General features: G+C 60.6%; 17 protein-coding genes. 13 read left to right on the top strand and 4 right to left on the bottom strand.

All coding sequences use genetic code 11. From position 1 onward, the window contains the following. Nucleotides 1–12 precede the first annotated feature (12 nt). Together KUL97_RS10130 and KUL97_RS10125 are read left to right on the top strand one after the other, a co-directional pair. Nucleotides 13–1,374 carry a four-carbon acid sugar kinase family protein gene (locus KUL97_RS10130; RefSeq protein WP_217796870.1) on the top strand — a complete coding sequence of 454 codons (1,362 nt, stop codon included), beginning with the start codon at nt 13–15 and terminating at the stop codon, nt 1,372–1,374. Between the two features lie 41 nt (nt 1,375–1,415). Continuing rightward, nucleotides 1,416–2,045: a protein phosphatase gene (locus KUL97_RS10125; protein ID WP_368656137.1), complete on the top strand. Its 630-nt coding sequence runs from the start codon at nt 1,416–1,418 to the stop codon at nt 2,043–2,045. A gap of 8 nt (nt 2,046–2,053) precedes the next feature. Here the strand turns inward: KUL97_RS10125 and KUL97_RS10120 are convergent, their stop codons facing one another. From KUL97_RS10120 to KUL97_RS10105, 4 genes are read right to left on the bottom strand one after another with little or no spacing between them, the layout of a single operon-like run. Next, a complete protein-coding gene (locus KUL97_RS10120) occupies nt 2,054–3,142 on the bottom strand; it encodes a hypothetical protein (protein ID WP_217796869.1) in 1,089 nt (362 codons plus the stop codon). Between the two features lie 37 nt (nt 3,143–3,179). Continuing rightward, entirely contained in the window at nt 3,180–4,550 is a 1,371-nt protein-coding gene (locus KUL97_RS10115; RefSeq protein ID WP_217796868.1) for an APC family permease, read from the bottom strand. After that, nucleotides 4,547–5,878: a (Fe-S)-binding protein gene (locus KUL97_RS10110; RefSeq protein WP_217796867.1), complete on the bottom strand. Its 1,332-nt coding sequence runs from the start codon at nt 5,876–5,878 to the stop codon at nt 4,547–4,549. The genes KUL97_RS10115 and KUL97_RS10110 overlap by 4 nt, the downstream gene beginning before the upstream one ends. 19 nt (nt 5,879–5,897) lie before the next feature. Further along, on the bottom strand, nt 5,898–7,328 hold the full coding sequence (locus KUL97_RS10105; RefSeq protein WP_217796866.1) for an NADP-dependent isocitrate dehydrogenase: 1,431 nt from the start codon (nt 7,326–7,328) through the stop codon (nt 5,898–5,900). Between the two features lie 84 nt (nt 7,329–7,412). On the opposite strand from KUL97_RS10105, the gene KUL97_RS10100 reads away from it, so the two are divergent. The 11 genes from KUL97_RS10100 to KUL97_RS10050 all read left to right on the top strand — a co-directional run bounded on the left by KUL97_RS10100 (nt 7,413) and on the right by KUL97_RS10050 (nt 21,562). Next, nucleotides 7,413–7,859, top strand: a complete 447-nt coding sequence (locus KUL97_RS10100; protein ID WP_217796865.1) for a hypothetical protein — start codon at nt 7,413–7,415, stop codon at nt 7,857–7,859. 108 nt (nt 7,860–7,967) lie between these two features. Beyond that, nucleotides 7,968–8,681, top strand: a complete 714-nt coding sequence (locus tag KUL97_RS10095) for a heme oxygenase (biliverdin-producing) (protein ID WP_217796864.1) — start codon at nt 7,968–7,970, stop codon at nt 8,679–8,681. A 29-nt stretch (nt 8,682–8,710) separates the two neighbouring features. Next, nucleotides 8,711–9,781 carry a glycosyltransferase gene (locus tag KUL97_RS10090; RefSeq protein WP_217796863.1) on the top strand — a complete coding sequence of 357 codons (1,071 nt, stop codon included), beginning with the start codon at nt 8,711–8,713 and terminating at the stop codon, nt 9,779–9,781. A 9-nt stretch (nt 9,782–9,790) separates the two neighbouring features. Continuing rightward, nucleotides 9,791–11,608 carry an ABC transporter ATP-binding protein gene (locus KUL97_RS10085; RefSeq protein ID WP_217796862.1) on the top strand — a complete coding sequence of 606 codons (1,818 nt, stop codon included), beginning with the start codon at nt 9,791–9,793 and terminating at the stop codon, nt 11,606–11,608. 99 nt (nt 11,609–11,707) lie between these two features. Then, nucleotides 11,708–13,555 carry an ABC transporter ATP-binding protein gene (locus KUL97_RS10080; RefSeq protein WP_254896413.1) on the top strand — a complete coding sequence of 616 codons (1,848 nt, stop codon included), beginning with the start codon at nt 11,708–11,710 and terminating at the stop codon, nt 13,553–13,555. A 41-nt stretch (nt 13,556–13,596) separates the two neighbouring features. Next, entirely contained in the window at nt 13,597–14,769 is a 1,173-nt protein-coding gene (locus tag KUL97_RS10075) for a glycosyltransferase (protein WP_217796861.1), read from the top strand. Nucleotides 14,770–14,779: 10 nt separating this feature from the next. Then, nucleotides 14,780–15,925 carry a hypothetical protein gene (locus KUL97_RS10070; protein WP_217796860.1) on the top strand — a complete coding sequence of 382 codons (1,146 nt, stop codon included), beginning with the start codon at nt 14,780–14,782 and terminating at the stop codon, nt 15,923–15,925. Between the two features lie 2 nt (nt 15,926–15,927). Further along, nucleotides 15,928–17,055 (top strand): hypothetical protein, encoded by a 1,128-nt coding sequence (locus KUL97_RS10065; protein WP_217796859.1) that lies wholly within the window; start codon nt 15,928–15,930, stop codon nt 17,053–17,055. 14 nt (nt 17,056–17,069) lie between these two features. Next, complete coding sequence (locus tag KUL97_RS10060; RefSeq protein WP_217796858.1) at nt 17,070–18,014, top strand: sulfotransferase; 945 nt, start codon at nt 17,070–17,072, stop codon at nt 18,012–18,014. Between the two features lie 45 nt (nt 18,015–18,059). After that, entirely contained in the window at nt 18,060–20,468 is a 2,409-nt protein-coding gene (locus KUL97_RS10055; protein WP_217796857.1) for a UvrD-helicase domain-containing protein, read from the top strand. Further along, nucleotides 20,465–21,562 (top strand): hypothetical protein, encoded by a 1,098-nt coding sequence (locus tag KUL97_RS10050; protein WP_217796856.1) that lies wholly within the window; start codon nt 20,465–20,467, stop codon nt 21,560–21,562. The genes KUL97_RS10055 and KUL97_RS10050 overlap by 4 nt, the downstream gene beginning before the upstream one ends. Nucleotides 21,563–21,564 lie beyond the last annotated feature (2 nt).

The following is a 21,564-nucleotide window of genomic DNA, read 5'->3' as shown; positions in this document are numbered from 1 at the left end:
CACGATGGTGCCATGGCAGAGCGGCGCAAAGTCATCGTGTTGGATGACGACCCCACGGGGTCGCAGACGGTGCATAGCGCGCCGCTGCTGCTGCGCTGGGACCCGGACAGCCTGCGGCAGGGTCTGCGCCATCCCTCGCCGTTGCTTTTCGTGTTGGCCAACACCCGGGCCCTGGAGCCTGAAGCGGCCCGGGAGCGGGTACGGGAGATCTGCCGGGCGCTGCGGCTGGTGCTTGAGGAACGCGCCGCTGCAGGTGAGCTGGATCGCTGGTTGATCGTGAGCCGTGGGGATTCCACCTTGCGGGGGCACTTCCCCGTGGAGGTGGATGCGATCGCCGAGGAGCTGGGGCCGTTCGATGCCACCTTGCTGGCCCCCGCCTTCTTGCCCGGTGGGCGGACCACCCGCGGCGGCGTGCACTACTTGCACGGGGAACCGGTGCACACCACGGCCTTTGCCCGCGACCGCCTCTTCGGCTTCCGCAGCAGTGATTTGGCTGAGTGGGTCGAGGAGAAAACAGCTGGGCGTATTCCAGCGGCGGCGGTGGAGCGGATCGATCTGGCCGATCTGGAGGGGCCTCCCGAGAGCCTGCGCGCCCGGTTAGCAGACCTGCACGATCATCAGGTGGTGGCCTTGGATGCGGAGCAACCGGCGCAGCTGGAATCCCTCGGTGCCGCCATCTGGGCGGTGAGCGATTCGTCCTCAGCGCGGCCGCGGCGGTTGTTGCTGCAGACGGCGGCCAGCCTGATCAATGGGTTGGTGCCACTGCCGCCGCAGCCCTTGGATGCCGCCGGCTTGGCGGAGCTGCGCCGCCGGGATCAGAGCGGTGCGCCGCTGCCGGTTTTGGTGATGGTGGGTTCGCACGTGCCGCTGGCGGATCAGCAGCTCGAGCAGCTGTTGCAGGAGCCGGGTTGCCGCGGGATGGAGCTGCCGGTGAAGACCTTGGCGCGGGTGCTGGATGGGCCGGTGCCTCGCGAGCTGCTCGGGTCTCTGGAGCAAAGCTGGCTGGCGGAATTGCGCCGATGTTTGGAGCAGGGCCTAACGCCGGTGTTGTTCACCAGCCGTGGTGAATTGGCCTGTGCTTCTGCTCAGGAGCGTCGGCGCCTCGGTCAGGAGTTGGCGGCGTTGATGGCGCGTTTGGCGGCGGCCCTGGCCCCTGAACTCGGGCTGATCATCAGCAAGGGCGGCATCACCACGCACACGTTGCTGGCCGATGGGCTGGATCAGGCCTCGGTGGAGCTGCAGGGGCAGCTGTTGCCGGGGCTATCGGTGGTGCTGGCGGGGGATTTGCCGGTGATCACCTTTCCTGGAAACCTTGGAGATGCGGGTACGTTGCGGCAGGCCTGGCAGCTGGTCGGCACTGAGCTGGCGCTCTGAGAGCACTCCTGGCACGCTGGTCCCTGTGTCGCACAAAGCCTGTGCTGAATCGCGCTCTTGTCGTGGTGGCTTGCGTTGGCGTTCTCCTCACGGGCGTTTCAGTGAAGGCGAATGAGCGAACGACACCCGTTCGCAGCAGTACAGCGGGTGCTGTCTGGAGTACGTCGCCCGCCGCCTTTCGCCAGTTTGTGCAAACAGGTGTGGTGGCTGATCGGGGTCTGGGTCAGCTGATTGCTCGTTCGGGATGGACGAAGGATGAACTCCGCGCAGCCTTCGTGAAGGAGTATCCCGTTGATCTTGGGGCGGTCTCGACGTTTTTAAGTAGCGAGCCAGGTGTGATCTGGTTGCGCAATCAGACGCGCAGCTATACCCCGTTTGCGTCTCTGAGGCGTTATGCGCCGACCGCGCTTCGCTCGGCGATCTTGGCTGATGCTCGCGATGGTGTGATCTCGGCTGCCGGGATCATGGCGGCACTGCCAACAGACTTCAGACTGACCCGGGGATATCGGGACTTTGATGGGGTGCAAAACGTTTGTGCAGTAACTCGGTGTGAAGATCCGAGGCAATGCACGTCGCTGCTGTCGTGGTTTTATTTTTTGCCTGCATGCATTCAGGCTGATGCTGTTAGTAGTGCTGTTGACCAGGCTTTTGACCGCGTGCAGAAGCGCTAATTTGCGAACTACTTTTTATTGCTGAAAAGCGGCCAAAGCCTGCGGGTTTTTGGATTGAAAAGTGCGTCGATCCTCCTCGCCGAAACCGAGCGCAGCGCGCCGAGTCGCTCCGCGTTGATGGGGCAATAGTCAGCGATGCATGTAAAGCACTCCGGATCGTCCTCTCGCGGTGCTGTGTTGATCAGGACTGGATCCACATCAGGGAAGTTGAGACCCCGCTCCCGTAGCCAATCAAGATCATGGGAGCGTCGGATGATCGACGCTTTGGCCTGCTCTGTGAGTGACGGCCTGCACTGGCCTCCCACGGATCGATCGGCATCACGCAGGATATCGACCACCTTGGATCGCCGGTGGTCGTAGATATTCTCTCGCAGAATCGGCCGCTCTTGAACGAGTTCTTCCAGAATAATAAGGGCTTCGTTGGACACGCTCGAGTTGGCTTGTTCGACGCCCTCGCGGTTCAGTGATTCTGCTTGGAATGTGGGAGGTAGGTGATGGGTGCAGAAGTCGTCGATGATGTCGCCATTGCTGAGTTGGCTGCGGTCAAAGATGCGCCAGCTATAGTGATTGAAGCCAACGCTCTCCCAGGCTTGAATTGCGCTGCGGTAATAGTTTGGGCGCGGTAGGAAAACTTCGCGATAGTTCCTCAGCTTCTGGTTGATCATTGATGTGAAGTACGAGGCTGGGCTTTTCAGGTATCCCGCGACGCTGACTTCACTGGCGATGCTCTGAATAGCTTCGCGGAAGAAGCCAATCTTCTCTTCGCTGGCTTTGCGGAGGATCCAGAAGCCTTCAGCGCTCAGGATGAGATGCTCGGGTCTGGTATCTCTGATCTCTTGGACAAGGGATTCCCAGTACCGTTGCGAGAGCTTTTTCAGGTGTTCGTTTTTACAGCGGCCGCGTCTGCGAATCGCTTCATTCTCAAGGCCGAGAAGCCAGGGGATGGCAAAAGCGTGTTTGTACTCCGATGGAGTGGTGCGCGTTGGGTAAAGGATGGAAGCTTCATCCAGTAGTTTTTTTGCGTTCGCAGATAAAACAGATTGCAGAGCGGTGGTGCCTGTCTTCGGGTGCCCAATGTGCAAAAGAAGACGGGTCATGAATCCTGTGCTGCCTGGAATGGATGCACAATACGGCTCATGCGCTGGGTTGTTTTGAGCGCATGCGTTGTTGCCAGATTTCACCGCACAGCCCGCCCAAGCCCACCAGCGCCAAGGCCAGAAGGCTGTCGGCTGTATCGCTCACCAAGGCCCCGATCAGAAAGGCCAGCGATCCGGCTCCCACGAGCCAGGGGGTGAGGGGGTACCCCCAGCTCAAGTAGGGCCGCGGCAGCTCCGGTTGCTGGCGGCGCAACCACAGCTGGGCTGCGATCCCGCTGAGGGGTAGGCCCACGTAGAGAAAGGCGCCCATGCCGAGCAGGTGGTCGAAGGAGCCCGCCAGCACGAGCAGGCCGGCGAAGCCGCTGGTGAGCACCAGAGCGGCGGTGGGTGTGCCGCCAGGGTTTACGCCACTGAGCGTTGCCGGCATCAGCTGATCGCGGCTCAGGCCAAACAGGATGCGCGGCGCTGCCATTACCACGGTGTTGATGAGGCCAAGGAGTGAGATCAGGGCCACAGCGCTGATCACTTGCCCGCCGGGCTGGCCCAACAGGCTGCGGGCGGCGTCTGCAGCCGGCAGGTTGGCCTGGCTGAGTATAGGCATGGGCAGCACATGCAGCAGAGCTGCGTTGATCAACAAATAGAGCGCCAGAACGGCTAGCACCCCGCCAATCAGGGATCGGGGCAGGTCGCGGCTCGGGTCGCTGAATTCTTCAGCGAAATACACCGGTGACGCCCAGCCGTCGAAGGTGGTGATCACGGCCTGCAAGGCCAACACGGCTCCGATGGCCAGGGCCGGCCCCTGGTTGAGCAGGCCAGCAGAATCCGCGGCGGCCGAGGCCACAGGATCGGCCGCAGGCAGCACAAAGCTGGCTGCAGCGAGGCTGAGAAAGGCGACCGCTTTCACCAGGCTGAGCAGCTCCTGGCTCGCGCCGCCGGCTCGTACTCCCAGTAGCTGAACGGCGCTGAACAGGGCCAGCACGAGCAGCGCTAAGGCTCGGCCCTGCCAGTTTGTGGCCACCTCAGCTGTCAGCCAGTCCGCCAGTAACTCACCCACGGTGGTCGCCACCCAGGCCAGGCCGATGCAGTGAGCGAGCCAGTCAGTCCACCCCACCAGCCAACCGGCCCGCCGGCCGAAGGCCTGCTCGGCATACACATACCAACCGCCAGCTCTGGGCATGCTTGCCGCTAGTTCAGCGATGCAGATGGCGCCGAGCAGGGCATAAAGACCTCCCACCAGCCAGGCCAACAGCGCCAGGGCTGGTGTGTGCAGCTGGGCTGCCACAAGCCCTGGTGTGCGCAGGATGCCGGCGCCGATGGTGCCGCCTACGGAACCCGCCAGGCCGAAGGCCACACCCAGCACCGACAGCAGCTTGCCCGTCTGGGGGGCTGTGGGTGCTGGATCGCTCAAGCCTGGCCGCCGCAGGCGCTGCGATGCAGCAGTTCGATTGGATGGGCCACGGCCACTGCCGGCAGGTGCCGGCGCAGCTGCATCGTGCAGCCGATGTTGGCGCTGGCCACCACGTCAGCTCCGGTGCTTGTGAGATCGGCGGCCTTGATCGCGCCCAGTGCTGCCGCCTCTTCGGGTTGCACCAGGTTGTAGATGCCAGCGCTGCCGCAGCACACGCCGGCTTCGGTGGCTTCCCGCAGCTGCAGGTGCGGAATGGCGCGCAGCAGTTGGCGCGGTTCGGCGCTGATGCCTTGGCCGTGGAGCATGTGGCAGGCATCGTGATACGCCACCACCACTGGGTTGTCGGCGCTGGCGGGCTGGCTATCGCTGTGGCTGAGTGGCTGGAGCCCGGCCTGGAAGGCGTCGCTGAGCCCCAGCTCCGCCAGGAACTGGTGAACGTCACGCACCTGGGACGCAAAGGCCGCGCCCTGATCGCTCTCCAGCAGCCGGTCGTAGTGCTTGAGGGTGTGGCCGCAGCCGGAGGCAGCCACCAGCACGGCATCGAGGGGCTCTGGCCCCGCCGCTTTGCCAGGACCCACCACGGCTTGGAAGCTTTCGATCAGGGCGTTGGCCAGTTCTCGGGTCTGCTCCAGTTCGCCCTGGTGATGGGTGACGGCCCCGCAGCACCCCTGGCTCGGCGGAATCACCACCTCCACGCCGTTGGCCGTGAGCACCTCCAGCGTGGCGGCGTTCACACCGGGATCAAACAGCCGTTGCACGCAGCCCAGCACCAGCCCCACGCGGGCGCGCCGCTCTCCCCGGGCGGGAACGACCAGCGGCAGGCCATCGCGGAAGGCCTCCGGTTGCAGCGGCGGGAGCAGCTGCTCCATCGCCTCGAGTTGCGGCCCCAGCATTCGGGTGAGGCCACTCCAACGGGCTAGGCGTTGCAGTGGTGTTCCTGCGTATCCCCGCAGGGGGGTGAGGACGGCCCGCAGCCGTTGCGGGTAGGGCAGCAGGGCGAACAGCAGCTGGCGAAAGGCCCGCTGGGCAGGGCTGCGCAGCTCGGGCGCGTTCAGCTTGGGCCGCGTGGCTTCGATCAGCTCGTCGTAACGCACCCCGGAGGGGCAGGCGCTCACGCAGGCGAAGCAACCGAGGCAGCTGTCGAAATGGCCGGCAGTAGTGGCATCGAGCTCCAGCTCACCGGCTTCGATTGCCTTGAGGGCATGGATCCGCCCGCGGGGCGAATCCATCTCGGTGCCCAGCACCCGGTAGCTGGCGCACGTGGGCAGGCAGAAGCCGCAGTGCACGCAGGGATCCGTGGCGTTGGCGGCAGCTGCGGCGGTGCTCATGGGAGCCAGTGTCGCCTGATCAGCCCCCGAAGTGCTTGATCACCGCATCGGCGAAGCCGCTGCAGCTCACCGGCTCTACGCGGGGTTCCATCAGGCGGGCCAGGTCGTAGGTGACCTCCTTGTTGGCGATGGCGGCGCTGAGGCCAGCCGTGATCAGATCTGCGGCTTCCTGCCAGCCCATGTATTCGAGCATCATCACGCCGCTGAGGATCACCGAGCCGGGGTTGATGCGATCGAGGCCAGCGTGCTTCGGAGCGGTGCCGTGGGTGGCTTCGAAGATGGCGGCGTTATCGCCAATGTTGGCGCCGGGGGCCATGCCCAGGCCGCCCACCACCGCGGCGGCGGCATCGGAGATGTAGTCGCCGTTGAGGTTGAGGGTGGCGAGGATCGAGTAGTCGGCCGGGCGGGTCTGGATCTGCTGGAAGATGCTGTCAGCGATGCGGTCGTCGACCATCACCATCTGCTTCCACTGGCCGTTGCCGTGGCTGGCGCCGATGGCATCGAGCACGCCCTTCACCTCAGCGCAGATCGCTTCCTTTTTCTCTGGAGTGAGGGCGTCGTAGCCGGGATCCACCATGCGGGCGTTGGCTTCGATGCTCAGGCCGGGATTGCTGTCGGCGTTATCGAGGATCCAGCTCTCCCGCTCGGTCACGCAGTCAGCGCGGAATTCGGTGGTGGCGAGCTCGTAGCCCCAGTCGCGGAAGGAGCCTTCCGTGAATTTCATGATGTTGCCCTTGTGCACAAGGGTCACGTGGCGCTTGTCGCCCTCCAGGCGCAGGGCGTGTTGGATCGCCTTGCGGATGTGGCGCTGGCTGCCGTGCTTGCTCACGGGCTTGATGCCGATGCCTGAGCCGGCCGGGATCTGGCGCTTGCCGAGCTTGCCGTTGGCCGGGATCACCACCTCATTGAGGTGCTTGATGAGCTCGAGGCACACCGGATCAGTGGCTTCCCACTCGATCCCCATGTAGATGTCCTCGGTGTTCTCGCGGTACACGATCACGTCGAGGTCTTGGGGCCGCTTGTGAGGGCTGGGGGTGCCTTCGTAGTAGCGGCAGGGGCGCACGCAGCAATACAGATCGAAGATCTGCCGCAGCGCCACGTTCAGGGAGCGAATGCCCCCACCGATCGGGGTGGTGAGGGGCCCCTTGATCGCTACGCCGTAGGTGCGGATCGCCTCGAGGGTGTCCTCCGGCAGATATTGATACGTGCCGTAAAGGTCGCAGGCTTCATCGCCGGCGTACACCTTGAACCACTCGATGCGGCGCTCACCGCCATAGGCCTTGGCCACCGCCGCATCGAGCACTTTCTGGGTGGCGGGCCAGATGTCCACGCCGGTGCCATCGCCGCGGATGAAGGGAATGATCGGATCGTTGGGCACCACCGGCTGGCCGTTCTCGAAGCGGATGGCCGTGCCCTGGGCTGGGGCGGTGAGCTTCTCGTAACTGGCCATGGGTGCTTGCTGACCGAGGGCGGCGTGAACAGTGGAGCGAGCCTAGGTTTTGGGGATTCGCGGTTCTGCTGCAGGGGCAACGGCATGAATGCGTCCGACCAGGTCCGATCTGTGGAACTGGCGCAGCGTGTGGCTTCCGTTGCCGTGTTGTTCCGCCAGCATTTCCCCGACGCCCGCGCCAACCTCACCCCCTGGCGCGACGACCCCCAGACCCGCGCCCACGCCGAGCAAGACAGCCTCGATCTCTCCTTTCACCTGCCGGGCTGGAGCCCCCGCAGCCAGTGCCGCTCCTTTCTGGTGCAGCTGCGGCTCGAGCAGTCGCCTGCAGGCGGATCGGCCCGGCCACGGCTGTTGGGGGTGACGATCCGCGGCCTCACCTATGAGTCGGAGCGTTGGCGGCTGGCGAGCGTGGGCGATTGGCAGCCCACCGGCACGCATCTGCCCCAGCCAGCCGTGGTGGAGGCGTTGCAGGGGTTTGTGCGGGAGGTGTTTGCGCTGTTCAGCCCCGGTGCTTCGGCTCACGCCGCTTGAGAGAGGGCCAGCCCAGCTGCGTAACCCTTCGCAACCTTGTCGGCGCTGCCGTGGATGACGCCACTACGGTTGGCGATCTGCCCGAGCGCTGACCGCGGACCGATCACCATGTCTGTCGCCCTTGCTGCCCAACTGCGTGAAGGGACGAAGAAGTCCCACACCATGGCCGAGAACACCGGCTTTGTGAGCTGCTTCCTCAAGGGTGTGGTGGATAAGGCCAGCTACCGCAAGCTGGTGGCTGATCTCTACTTCGTGTACGGCGCGATGGAGGAGGAGATCGCCCGGCTGAAGGATCACCCGGTGCTGGCACCGATCGCCTTCTCCCAGCTGAATCGCCGCGAAGCCCTCGAGCAAGACCTCGCCTATTACTTCGGCGCTGACTGGAAGAACCAGATCCAGCCCTCCCCCTCGGCAGCCGCCTACGTGGCCCGCATTCACCAGGTGGCGCAGGAGTCGCCGGAACTGTTGGTGGGCCACCACTACACCCGCTACCTGGGCGATCTCTCTGGCGGCCAGATCCTCAAGAACATCGCCCAGAAGGCGATGAACCTGGGCGACAACGACGGCCTGAACTTCTACGAGTTCCCCGCCATCGACGACGAGAAGGCCTTCAAAGGCACCTATCGCGCCGCGATGGACACCCTGCCGATCGATCAGCCCACCGCCGATCGCATCGTGGAGGAGGCCAATGAGGCCTTCCACCTCAACATGAACATGTTCAAGGAGCTGGAGGGCAATCTGGTGGCTGCCATCGGCAAGGTGCTGTTCGGCTTCCTCACTCGCCGTCAGCGCGCCGGCAGCACCGAGGCTGTGGCCGCTTGAGCCAGAGTTGGCCTTCAGGCCAGTCTCCCTTGCGCTCGATTCGCATTCTTGTTCCCGGCACCACGGGCCGGTTTCGCTGTGGCGGTCTGCTGGTGGAGCTGCAGACCGCCAGGTTGTTGGCGCAGATAGCCCGTGTGCAGGTGGTCACCTACCGGCAGCGGGAGCCTGATCATCCTTTCCTTGCGGATCTGCTGCGGCAAGAACCGGCTGATTGCTCAAGCCGTTCTCCCCTGTGGTTGGTGAGTTGGGGCTTTGATGTGCCGTGGTTGCTGCGTCGGCTCAAGGGCCGAGCCTGCGCATATCACGCCCACAGCAGTGGGTATGGCTTTGATCTGCCGGCGGGGGTGCCGGTGGTGGCCGTGAGCCGCAACACCCTCGGCTACTGGGGTGATCGGGCGCCCCGCAATCCCCTCACGCTGGTGCCCAATGCCCTTGAGCCGATGTGGCTGGAGCGAGGTGATCGCAACGGCCAGGCCCCCAGGCCGATTGATGTGCTGGTGCAGCGCCGCAAAACCAGCACCTATGTGTTGGAGCAGTTGGTGCCTGCGCTCCGGGAGCGTGGACTGCGGGTGGAGGTGCAGAGCGGCTGGGTGGACGATCTGGTGGACCTTTTCAACAGCGCCACCGTTTACCTCTACGACTCAGCTCCCTATTGGCGCAGCCGCGGGGTTAGCGAGGGATTTGGGCTGCCGCCGATTGAGGCGCTGGCTTGCGGCTGTGTGGTGTTCAGCAGCGTGAACCATGCCCTGGCCGACAACCTCGACCCCGGGCGGATCGGCCATCAGTTGGCTGCCGGCACGCTTCAGGCCGATCTTGAGCGCGTTACGGCCGCGGTCCGAGACCCTGCGGCGTGGCGGGCTGAGCCCGATGGGCTGAATCAACTCCTCCAGGCTTGCTCGGAGCCAACGCAAACCAGGCGTTGGCAGCAAGCGCTGCAAGAGATCAATCAACATTGGGACCGATTGGCATCCGGAGCCTCACCGCTGCTAACGACGTCCCAGGGCCTGCTGCCCTGGGCCCGGATCCGTCAGGGCTTAGCCAATCAGATCTCTGGCTTCGTCTGGGCTTTGAAGAATCGTCGCGGATCGGTGAACCGATAATTTGCTCACATGCAAAGCCGGACCCTTGACCAGCTGCGGCAGCTGTTCCGCTTGTTGCCGCCGCAGCGTCTGAGGGCCGTGCAGGCCTTGGTGCCGGTGTCCGTGTTGCCCGGCGCCTTGGATCTGGCTTGTGTCTGGTTGATTGCCCAGCTCACCGGTTCGCTCGTGGGTCAGACGGGGCTTCGGCCATCGGTTGGTGCTGAGGCTGTGGATCAGAGCCTGTGGCTGATCGGTGGTTTTGTGCTCGCCTGCTGGTTGGCGTCGGCGTCGAAGCTTGCCTTGAGACTGCGGCAGCAACGCCTGGCAGCGCGGATCTGGCGCGATCTTTCGGATCAGATTTACGCCCGACTACTGAGGCAACCCCTGCTGTTTCATCTGGAGTCGGGCTCAGCTGAGCTCAGTGCGCGGGTGTTGGCCAATCTCAATCACCTGGCGGTGAATGTGATCACGCCGATCCTGCAGTTGATCAGCGGCGTTGCCTCCATCGCCTTGCTCTCCATCGGGATTCTCTGGGTGGGCCGCTGGCTCTCCGTTGCCCTGGTGTTGGGGTTGGTGCTGGCTTACGTGCTTGTTTCACTGAGCGTGACCCCGCGGTTGCGTGCAGCCAGCTCCGTGCGGGTGGCGATGGAGAGCCGCTCATCTCAGGTGTTGCTCGAATCCATTGATGCGGTTCGCGATATCCAGCTCACCAGCAGCGAACCCCACTTCCAATCGATTTTCGGGCGCTCCACCGAACTCTCCAGGCAGAGCATCTGGTTGGCTGAATGGTTACCTGAGCTGCCGCGTGGCTTGATTGAGCCGCTGGGCATCACGGTGATCTTTGCGATCGGGGCCCTGCCGGCGCTGCTCAGCGGTAACCCCCAGCGGGTGCAGCAGATCCTGCCCTTCCTGGCGATGATTTCCGTGGCTGCTCTGCGGTTGACCCCTCCGCTTCAAGACGCGTTTCGGGCCGTGACCCGCATTCGCGGCTCGCTGCCTTTGCTGGGGGATGTGGTGGAGCTGCTGTCCTTGCCCGAGCAGCGTCCCACCCTGCGCACCCCGGGCGTGCCATCTCCTGCGGGAGTCGCTCCCCGTCATTTCGTGCGCTTGCGCGATGTGTGGTTCCGCTACCCCCAGTCGCACGACTGGGTGCTCAAAGGGGTGGACCTCACCATCCCTGTTGGTGCCCGTGTGGCTCTGGTCGGCACAACGGGCAGCGGGAAAAGCACCACAGCCCATCTGCTGCTTGGCTTGCTCAGTCCTCAGCAGGGGGCCCTTGAGCTCGACGGTATTCCCGTGGACGATTTGGAGGTGCCGGCCTGGCAGGCCAACTGCGCTCACGTTCCCCAGTCGATCCATTTGCTGCACGGAACCATCCTGGACAACGTGGCCTTCGGCGAGCTCATGGAGCACGTGGATGAGCACCGCGTCTGGGAGGCGCTCGAGGCGGCACGGCTCGATGACTTTGTGGCCCAGTTGCCGTTCGGGCTCCAAAGTCCCGTTGGCGACGATGGGCTGCGCTTATCAGGTGGGCAACGGCAGCGCCTTGCCCTAGCCCGGGCTTTTTATCGCCGCTCCAGCTTCCTGGTACTGGATGAGGCCACCAGTGCCCTCGACAACCGCACGGAATCTGAGGTGATCGATGCCTTGGAGCTGGTGGGCCGCCGCTGCACCACCTTGGTGGTGGCCCATCGGCTGAGCACGGTGAGTCGTTGCGATCGAATCGTGGAGTTGGTGGATGGTGGCATCAGGGCTTATAGCAGTGTTGACGAGTTGCAGAGCTCTTCCGCCACCTTTGAAGAGCTGGTGCGTCTAGACGATCACGCCATCGGTTTGGCAGGCCACTGAAGTCCTGCTGGGGCGATCGGTTGGCTGGCTGGCCTTGCCTTGGCGACGGCTTTCGCCTTGGCCACATAGCGTGGTCCTAGACAGGGGATCCCGGGCTGGATGGCGCAGCTTCCAAGCAAGACGCTGCAGCAGGTGGTCCAGTTGGCCGGTCAATTGCCGCCCCATTTGAGGCGCCGCATTCTTTTCCTGTTGCCCATCTCAGTGGTGCCAGGCATCCTGGATGCCGCATCGATTGCGGTGGTGGCCTGGATGATGTCCACCCTGTTGGGCACTCGGCTGCGCCAAGGCATTCCGTCCTTGCCGTTTCTTCAGGGTGATCGCCTCGATCAGGCTCTTTGGCTGATTGCTCTTTTTATCCTGTTTTCCTGGCTGAGATCACTCTCCAAGCTGCTCGTGCTGGGTTTGCAGGAGCGGATGACAGGTCAGCTCTGGCTGTGGCTGACGGAAACAATCTATGCCCGCATTTTGTCGCAGCCCTATGAGTTTCATATCGGCAAAAATGATAAGAAGCTTGCGACCCAGTTGCTGTCTAACGTAACGCACGTCGTCAAGGGTGTTTTTTCGCCATTGCTGCACTTGCAGTCGGCCCTAATCACGGTTTTCTTCTTGTTTGCTGGCCTGATTTATGTTGGCCGCTGGTACGCGATGGCACTCTTTTTCTGCCTGGTGATCGCGTATGGTGGTTTTTCGGTGTTGCTAACTCCATATCTCAGGCGTGCATCGTCGCAGAAGTTGCGCTTGGCCTCGGCCATGAAGCAGGGCTTCTTTGAGTCGATGAATGTGATTCGTGAGATTCATCTCTCATCGGCAGAGCCCTTCTTTAAGCGGGCTTTCGGAGTGGATTCGCGAAAGGCAAAGCGCGTAGAAGCGCTTAATAATTTCCTTCCTAACTTGCCGAAGCAAATTATCGAGCCTGTTGGGATCACCCTGATTTTTTCTTTTGGTGCATTGCCCGCCCTCTTGGGTAAGGGGAGTGTGGGAGACCTGAAGCAGATCATTCCGTTCCTCGCCACGCTTGCGCTGGCTTCTCAGCGCATCACCCCAGCCATGAACGAGCTGTTCAAGGCTCTGACCCGCTTGCGCGCATCTCTGCCCAACCTCACCAGTGTGCTCGGTTTTATGGCGCTGCCTGAACCAACGGGGATGGCGCTTGGATTGGCTTCAGCGGGGATCAGTCCGGAGGGCATCAGGCCGAGGCGCTCGATTCGTTTGCATGATGTGAGCTACAGCTATCCAGGCCGGGATGAGCCGGTGATCTCAGGCCTCAACCTCACGATTCCTGTGGGTTCCCGCGTCGCGCTGGTGGGTTGCACCGGTAGTGGTAAGAGCACGACGGCCCACCTGCTGTTAGGCCTGCTCACCCCCCAACAGGGTGCCCTCGAGATTGATGGTCTTGTGGTGGAGCCAGATGATCTGCGGGCTTGGCAGTCGTGTTGCGCGTACGTGCCGCAGATCGTGTCGTTTTTGCGGGGCAGTGTTCTTGAAAACATTGCTTTTGCAGAAGATCCGATGCAGGTTGATCAGGATCGCGTTTGGGAAGCCCTCGAAGCGGCTCAGCTGCAGGATGTGGTCTCCAGCCTCCCATACGGTCTCTACACCCCTGTTGGTCGCGATGGTTTACACCTCTCGGGTGGCCAGCGTCAGCGCCTGGCTTTGGCTCGCGCCTTTTACCGCAAGGCTGAGTTTTTGCTGTTGGATGAGGCCACCAGTGCTCTGGATAACCGCACGGAGTCAGAAGTGATTGCAGCGCTTGAAATTGTTGCCCGTCGCTGTACCACGGTGGTCATCGCCCATCGGCTATCCACGATTGAGCGTTGCGATCGGATTTTTGAATTTGAGGCAGGGCGGCTCAAGGCATCCGGCACGTTTGACCAGCTGCGAGAGCGTTCCGACAGCTTCAAGGACCTGACCCAGCTCGAGGGTCGTTTTGCGATTCAGCAGGAATGAGTCGGGATCCCACGAGCACCAGCAGGCCCAGAGATGTTGTGTTGCTGGCAACGGCCGACTGGGATCATCCGTTCTGGACGAACAAGCAGCATGTAGCCATGGCCATGGCTCAACTGGGCCATCGTGTGCTGTACGTGGAATCCGTGGGTCTGAGGCCACCGCGCTTCGAGGGCCAGGATCTCGGCAGAATCTGGCGACGCTTACGCCGTGGTCTCAAGCCTCCCCGTCGTGTAGCGGAGAACATTTGGGTTTGGTCACCCCTGTTGATTCCTGCAGCGCATTCAGGCTGGAAGCGTGAGCTGAATCGTTGGTTGTTTTCTTTCTGGCTTGAAGTTTGGCGCCGCGTGCTTCGCTTCAAGGCTGATCTGCTTTGGACTTACAACCCGCTTTCGGGATTGCTGATCACACTGCCGCAATCCCACTATCAACAGCTTGTATATCACTGCGTGGATGATCTTGCGGCTCAGCCCTGCATGCCAGCCGCATTGATTGTGCAGGAGGAGGAGCGCCTTTGTCGCTGCAGCGACCAGGTGTTTGTGACCTCGCTTGAGTTGCTGCGAACCCGTTCGGCCTTTAACGCACGAATTCGTTACGATTCGAACGTCGCGGATCTCGATTTCTTCGCCCAGGCCCGTGAGCACAGGATGCCGATCGCATCTGATTTACTGGCGTTGCCAAAGGGGCCCCGTCTGGGTTTTATTGGAGCTGTTAGTGCCTATAAACTCGACGTTGATCTTTTGTTTGAGCTGGCGAAAGCTCGCCCCGATTGTCAGATTATTCTGATTGGAAGGCTTGGTGAAGGTGATCCATCAACCGACCTTCAGCGCGTGGAGAGCCTTCCAAATGTGCACTTCTTTGGTCCAAGGCCTTATGCGGAACTGCCTTGTTATCTGCGGGGTTTTGATCTGGCTCTGTTGCCATGTCCAATCAACGACTACACGCGCTCGATGTTTCCGATGAAGTTCTTTGAGTACATGGCTGCTGGTGTGCCGATCGTGTCAACTGAGCTGCCAGCCCTTCAGGATTATGGCAACCTTGCGCGCCTGTGCAGATCGCGTGATGATTTTATTGGAGCTATTGATTATTTGCTTGGTTCCAAGGAGCGGCGGAATCAAGCCGTTGTGCCCCTTTCTCAAATTCCAGAGCATTGCAGTTATCGTGGCCGCACTCACCTCATGATGCAGGTTTTAGACCATCTGCTGGCTGGCGTATGATTGATTGATGATGAAGCGCACCGCCCTCGTTCATATCGGTCTTGAAAAGACAGGATCGACGGCGATCCAGCGGTGGCTTGCCTCCAATCGCCAGTGCATTCAGCAGGCTGGGATTTTCATGCCAACTTCGATTGGCTATCCCAATCACACCAAGCTTGTTTCGGCTTGCCTGGACGATGGTGTTATCGATAATATCAAAAGCCATCAGCTATTCGTTTCTGGCCTTTCGGAGCATCGCTTTCGAAAGCATGTTTTCGCATACCTTGATTCGGAGCTTCGTCGGGCCCCGCCCGATTGGCACACGCTGCTGATTACGTCAGAGCTGATTTCGAGCCGCTTGTCAACTGCGTCTGAGATTGACCGGCTTGTTGGTCAGCTGCGTCAGTATGTCGATACTATTCGGTTCGTCATCTTTTTGCGACGGCAAGATCAACTGGCTCTCAGTCGCTTCAGTTCGATTCTGAGGTCCGGCCATTCTGAGTTTTCCAATTTGTTTGTGGACTACTCGCCTTGTAACTTCCTGAAGGTTCCGGATCAGAGAGAGCTTAGTGATGATCTGTTCTTCTATAACTTCGAATCCATTCTCGAGCGCTTTGAGCGTGTTCCCGGTGCAGAGCTGCGCGTGTTTTTCTATGGGGCGGATCGTCCGGTGGATGTTTTGGTTCGGCTTCTTGGGCTGGCGTCTCAGGTGCATGTGAATTCTTTGGGTCGACATAATTCGGCGTTGAGTGCCGAAGCCCAGTACATCCTTGCGACCTTGAATCAGGTTTATCCTGTTCAGTTCTCTTCTGGTATGCGCAATGATGCCTATCGCCGCCTGCAGCGTTGCGTTGAGGAGGAAGTGACCGGTCAGCCCCGCACGGTTGCACGGCACGAGGCGGAGGTGTTTCAGAATCGCTATCGGCCGATGAATGAGCGCATCGTTCAACGTTATGGGCTGGATGCTGGAGCTGTCTTATTGGCTGATCCATCGGGATACCCAGATTGCGTTGATTATTCTCAGCTGCCTCTACTTCTGAGCGAGGCCCTGGCCCATTACCAACACATTGCCAAGGCTACGGTGCCCGAGGTGGAAACGATGTCGTTGCGCATCTATAATCAAATGCGTCAGGTCAAAGCCTCTTTGAGGCGGGCTGTCAACGCAGTTGTCCGCTGATCATGTGGCTTCCTTATCGTCTGACCCAGTTGTTCCCCACGCGGGCGCGTCTGCGAAAGGCTTGGTATGGCTCGCTTCCGTTTCGCGCCGAGCGTGAGATCAAGCGTCGTTGGACCCTTTCACGAGGCGACTGGGCGCTGGAGGGTCAGCATGCGGAGCTGCCGACTGTCACTCTTTGCCGGATCATCGGCAATGATTTATTTCCCAGACAGCAGAGTGGTCAGGCTGTTGCCAACCTTAAAACCATCCTCCAGCGGGAAGCAAATCCGTTCGGTTGGCAAAAGTTATTCGTTCTGAATCGCTTTATTGATGCCGAGCTTCAGTCTGAGGCCGTTGAGCTGATCCGGCAGGCTGGTCATGTTTGTGAGGTGATTGCATTTGATCCGGCGGCTTATCAATCTCTGCGCTATCGGCCGGAGCTCTTTGGAGGCTTAGATTATTTCTCTTCCTCTGAATTTGCGCTCAAGGATCCGTTCTGTCAGGATCGTGAGCGGATTTGGGCCTGTGGCGAAAAAATTCGTTACCTCATGAACATTAATGGTGCCCGTAACCAGGGATTGGCACTTGGGAGGATGGCTTCGGATTGGACGTTCGTGCTGGATGGGAGTTGCTTCCTGACCCGCCCCGTTTTTGAGGCTTTTCAAGCCGATCTTCTGTCGTCTCCTGGCGCTCCATACCTGGTTGTGCCCATGCGTCGGCAGGTTGAGGCGAGTGATCTGGAACAACTCGATGTCACCCCCACGCATCGGGAAGAACCGCAGATTGCTTTTCGCTTCGATGCCGTTGAGCAATTTGATGAGGCTTATCCCTATGGCGTCCGTGATAAGACCAGCCTGCTCAACCGGCTAGGCGTGCCTGGTCCTTGGTGTGCATGGGCACCCCTCGACTGGCATCCGGACTCTTCAGCTCGCTCCACCGATCGCCATGCCTATCAATATGCTTCTGCTTCTGTGGTTCGCCTCACCTCTGGCGTTGCCAATGGTTCTTTAGAGCAGGCTGGTGCCCAGATGAAACGCTACCGATCCCGCATCACAGCGATCTTCGCCACATTGCAAGCCGTTGATCGGAGCTGTGGAGCTCCGGATGCTGACCTGCTGGCTGGTATCGCAGGTTCTTCAACCACACCGTAAGACGCGTTTTCCCGATGGCGATACTCCCCGACTCTCTGCGCAGCGTGATCAAGCGGGTTGTCCGCGGCAAGCCTGCTCCACCACCACTTCCCTTGGCTCAGCGCCAACTCGTGCTCGGGCTAGGGGCCATGAAGTCGGGTACGACATGGCTTTCCGACTATTTGGGCGGTCACCCTCATTTCTTTCACTCTCCGATCAAGGAGATGAATACCTTTGCCTCTCTCTATCCCGACAATCCTCTTTATCCCGGCTATATCTATAAGCCTGGAAACGCATACCGCATTTGGCGGATGGAGAGAATTGTTCTCTCCTATGGTGTGAAGCCTCCTCGGCTCGATCAGACTGATGCTGAGCGAGAGCGTTTTGACCGCCTGCGTGCCCTTGCGCAGTTGGGTCGCATTACAACGACCGATGCTTACCTGAGCTTTTTCGCCGAACGACTAGGAAACCAGTTGCATTTCGGTGAAATCTCACCGTCCTATGCGCATCTGCCCTCCAAGGCTTACGCCCAGATGGCTTCGCTGACGCAGGATGTGCGGTTTATTTTTCTCATGCGTGATCCGACGGATCGCGCGGCTTCGCATCTTCGCCATGCGCGGCGGCGTGTCGATAAGGATATTGAGCTCGACGATCTGCTGGAACGTGTTGATTCGTCCAGCCCGATTTACATTCGTTCTGATTACCGCTACACACTGAAGACGCTGCGCGATTTGGGTCTTGCTGAGCGCTGCCGCTTTCTGATTTATGAAGACCTCTTTAACCAAGACTGTATGGATAGTCTTTGTGATTGGCTTGGTCTCCCCCGCCATGAAGCTGTTTTTGACAAGCGACTGAACCCTGGCGTTGGCGATGCTCTGAGTGAGGACCAGTTGTTAAGACTGAGAGATCGACTGGCGCCGATCTACGACGACCTCCGCTCTGATCCCGCGGCCGCCTCGGCTGCGTCATGGCGCTGGTAATCCGATGAAGGGAGTAGGGTCCGAAGCAGGTGGAGCGGCTGTTTGATGGCGCAGGGGTTCCTTGCTGGACTGAATGATGCTCAGCGCCGAGCCGTTGACCATCACGTGGGTCCGTTGCTGGTGGTCGCTGGTGCGGGTAGCGGTAAAACGCGTGCGCTCACCCATCGCATCGCCCATCTGATTGGTCAGCATGGGGTGGACCCAGCGGAATTGTTAGCGGTCACCTTCACCAATAAGGCGGCTCGAGAGATGAAGGAGCGGCTGGAATTGTTGCTCGCCCAGAAGTTGGCTCAAAGTCAGTTTGGCCAGCCCTGGAGCACCTTGCCTGCGGTTGACCAGCGTCAGCTCCGCTCCAGGATCTATCGCGATGTCATCAAAGATCTTTGGATTGGTACGTTTCACGCGTTGTTTGCGCGCCTTTTGCGTTTCGATATCGATAAGTTCCGCGATCCAGAGGGTTTAACCTGGACTCGTCAATTCTCGATTTACGATGAAGGTGATACGCAGAGCCTGGTTAAGGAAATTGTCACGCAAGAACTTGGCTTAGACCCCAAGCGTTTTGAGCCCAAAAAGGTTCGTTGGGCCATTAGTAACGCTAAAAACCAGGGTTGGATGCCAGAGCAGCTCGAGGCTGATGCGGGTGGCCAGCGTGGCAAGCTCATGGCTGAAACGTATCGGCGTTATCGCAGGGCTCTCGCTGCCAACAATGCCCTCGACTTTGACGATCTATTGCTGCTTCCTGTACAGCTGCTGCGTCAGAATGAGGAGGTTCGTCATTACTGGCACCGCCGTTTCAAGCATGTTCTGGTGGATGAGTACCAAGATACGAATCGCACGCAGTATGAGCTGATCAAACTCCTTGTTGCCGACGGCCGTGATCCGGCCGACTTTGCAGACTGGCAAGGTCGTTCCGTGTTTGTTGTCGGGGACGCCGATCAAAGTATTTATAGCTTCCGAGCGGCCGACTTCACCATCCTGATGGGCTTTCAGGATGATTTCGGCGATGGAGCGCCGGATGATGCCACGCGCACCATGGTGAAACTGGAGGAAAACTACCGCTCCACTGCCACGATCCTGGAGGCGGCGAATGCGCTGATTTCTCATAACACAGAGAGGATTGATAAGGTCCTGCGGCCAACGCGTGGTGATGGTGAGCTCATTACCCTCACCCGTTGCGACGATGAGATTGCTGAAGCTGAGGCGGTTGTGCACCGCATGCGCATGCTGGAAGCCGCCAACCCCGATCTGGGCTGGCGCGATATGGCAGTGCTGTATCGCACGAATGCTCAGAGTCGTGCCATGGAGGAGTCGCTGGTCCGTTGGGGCATTCCTTATGTGGTGGTGGGGGGACTCCGCTTTTATGATCGACGTGAAATTAAAGACATTCTTGGTTATTTGAAATTGCTGGTGAATCCAGCCGATACGGTCAGCCTTCTCCGGGTGCTCAATACTCCAAAGCGCGGGATTGGTAAAACCACCATCGAGCGTTTGAGCGATGCATCCAATCAGCTCGGGATTCCTCTCTGGGATGTGGTGAGTGATCCCGAAGCGGTGCGTTCCTTGGGGGGGCGTTCTGCCAAAGGCCTTCTGCAATTCAGCGAGCTGATTCGTTCGTTGCAAGCCCGTGCGGAGACGGCGCCACCTTCGGAGCTGGTGCAAGTGGTGATGGAACAGAGCGGTTATCTGGCTGAGTTGATTGCTGCCGGTACGGATGAGGCCGAAGACCGCAGGCGCAACTTGAATGAATTGGTGAATGCGGCTCTTCAATACCAGGAGGAAAACGAAGAGGGGTCTCTCGATGATTTCCTGGCTTCTGCCGCTCTAGCCAGCGACGCGGACAGCAAAGACACAGAGCAGGATCGCGTCACGCTCATGACGCTGCATGCGAGCAAGGGGTTGGAGTTCCCTGTTGTGTTCTTGGTTGGGCTTGAGCAGGGTCTATTCCCCAGTTACCGCTCCTTGGACGATCCAGCGGCGATGGAAGAAGAGCGTCGTCTTTGTTATGTCGGCATCACCCGTGCCAAAGAGCGCTTGTTCTTATCCCACGCCAGTGAGCGCCGCCTCTGGGGTGGGATGCGTGAGCCGGCTGTGCCTTCCTTGTTTCTCTCGGAGTTGCCGGAAGAACTTGTGCAGGGTGACCTACCCCGCAGCGGTGGCGCTGCCCTGCGGAGGGAGAATCGTTTGGACCGTCTCACCCGCGTTGATCGTGCCGAGAGTGAGCGGGTTCGTGCTGGCGGAGATGCGGCACAGCCGGCCAATGCCGTGCGTCGTCGCGTTGCCGCTGGCTCCGGCAAGGTCTGGGCCGTGGGCGATCGATTGATCCATAGCTCCTTTGGTGAAGGGCATGTCACGCATCTGTTTGGCAGCGGCGAAAAAATCTCGATCGCCGTGAAATTTGAGGGGATGGGCCCCAAGATTCTCGATCCGCGCTTGGCGCCGATTCAGCCCCTATGACCACGCTGGTGCTGCATATCGGTTCGCCGAAGACCGGCTCCTCCGCGATTCAGTCGGCGATTCGGCCGCAGCGCTGGCGCCGCCGTTCGGATGCGTGGTGCGTGCTTCCCTCCAACCCCTATCGGCAGCCCGAACCCGCGGGGTGTATCGCAGCGCTCTACCAGTCTCCCGATGATCTGCCGCGTGTCTGGGCACAACGGCGGCAGGCCAATCCGCATCGCTTTGAGCGCGACACTGCGCGCTATCGCCAGCTGTTAGCTCGTCGCCTTCAGCCGCGTTGGCGCTCCAAGCCCAGGGCGGTTTTCCTCTCCAGCGAATATCTCTGGGCCTTCAGTGCTGACTTGATCGAGCAGCTACGGCGCGACTGGCTGGATCTCGGTGTTAGCCGCTGTCTGGTGGTGGCCTATGTGCGTTCGCCGGTGTCGTTGTACCGCTCTGCTCTGCAGCAACACGCCAGGCTGTCGACCAACTTTCGCCGGTTTCGCCCGCAGCGTTGGACCTATCGCTTTCGTCAACGCCTGGAGGCTTGGCGCACGGTCTTCGGTGAAGCGCTCATCGTGCGGCCTTTCGATCGAACCCAGCTCCATCAGGGCTGTGTGGTGCAGGATCTGTGCGAGACCATCGATGGACAACTCACCGACTGCGCTCCGATGCCGTTTGGTCGCGCTCCCGTCGGTGTGAACGAATCCGTGCGGGCGGAGGCACTCATCGCCATGCAGGAGTTGATGCAGCGCTTCCCGGCTCGCTCCGCTGATGGCACTTGGCGCCGTAGTCAGGCTCTTTGGGCTACGTGGAACCGGCTCACGCGTTTGCAAGCACGTGACCCTGCGCTTGGCACACCGGTCGCGATCGCCCCTGCTGCGGAAGCGTTGATTCATGCCCGTCATCAGGAGGATCTTGACTGGCTGGCGGATACCTTCGCGGTGCACTTGCCGGCACCGGATTCGGCCTCAAGCAGCGCAGTTGAACCGTTGCCAGCGGATCGGTGGCCCGACACGGTCCCTCTTAATGACCTGCTCGATCTTCAGATGCAGCAGCCTTGGCTTGCGGCCTTGCGCAAGGAGCTCTTGCGCTGTTCTCTGCCGGCGGATTGAGC

It is taken from the genome of Synechococcus sp. HK05, from assembly GCF_019104765.1.
Taxonomy (GTDB): Bacteria; Cyanobacteriota; Cyanobacteriia; order PCC-6307; family Cyanobiaceae; genus Vulcanococcus.
Note: the sequence above shows the minus strand (reverse complement) of the source record. Positions and strands in the feature narration are given on the sequence as shown.

What these genes read in the sequence shown, in the direction of transcription:
- KUL97_RS10130 (WP_217796870.1), top strand. Translation starts at nt 13, where the DNA reads ATGGCAGAGCGGCGCAAAGTCATCGTGTTGGATGACGACCCCACGGGG.
- KUL97_RS10080 (WP_254896413.1), top strand. Translation starts at nt 11,708, where the DNA reads ATGGCGCAGCTTCCAAGCAAGACGCTGCAGCAGGTGGTCCAGTTGGCC.
- KUL97_RS10110 (WP_217796867.1), bottom strand. Translation starts at nt 5,878, where the DNA reads ATGAGCACCGCCGCAGCTGCCGCCAACGCCACGGATCCCTGCGTGCAC.
- KUL97_RS10070 (WP_217796860.1), top strand. Translation starts at nt 14,780, where the DNA reads ATGAAGCGCACCGCCCTCGTTCATATCGGTCTTGAAAAGACAGGATCG.
- KUL97_RS10120 (WP_217796869.1), bottom strand. Translation starts at nt 3,142, where the DNA reads ATGACCCGTCTTCTTTTGCACATTGGGCACCCGAAGACAGGCACCACC.
- KUL97_RS10055 (WP_217796857.1), top strand. Translation starts at nt 18,060, where the DNA reads ATGGCGCAGGGGTTCCTTGCTGGACTGAATGATGCTCAGCGCCGAGCC.
- KUL97_RS10085 (WP_217796862.1), top strand. Translation starts at nt 9,791, where the DNA reads ATGCAAAGCCGGACCCTTGACCAGCTGCGGCAGCTGTTCCGCTTGTTG.
- KUL97_RS10060 (WP_217796858.1), top strand. Translation starts at nt 17,070, where the DNA reads ATGGCGATACTCCCCGACTCTCTGCGCAGCGTGATCAAGCGGGTTGTC.
- KUL97_RS10050 (WP_217796856.1), top strand. Translation starts at nt 20,465, where the DNA reads ATGACCACGCTGGTGCTGCATATCGGTTCGCCGAAGACCGGCTCCTCC.
- KUL97_RS10095 (WP_217796864.1), top strand. Translation starts at nt 7,968, where the DNA reads ATGTCTGTCGCCCTTGCTGCCCAACTGCGTGAAGGGACGAAGAAGTCC.
- KUL97_RS10105 (WP_217796866.1), bottom strand. Translation starts at nt 7,328, where the DNA reads ATGGCCAGTTACGAGAAGCTCACCGCCCCAGCCCAGGGCACGGCCATC.
- KUL97_RS10100 (WP_217796865.1), top strand. Translation starts at nt 7,413, where the DNA reads ATGAATGCGTCCGACCAGGTCCGATCTGTGGAACTGGCGCAGCGTGTG.
- KUL97_RS10065 (WP_217796859.1), top strand. Translation starts at nt 15,928, where the DNA reads ATGTGGCTTCCTTATCGTCTGACCCAGTTGTTCCCCACGCGGGCGCGT.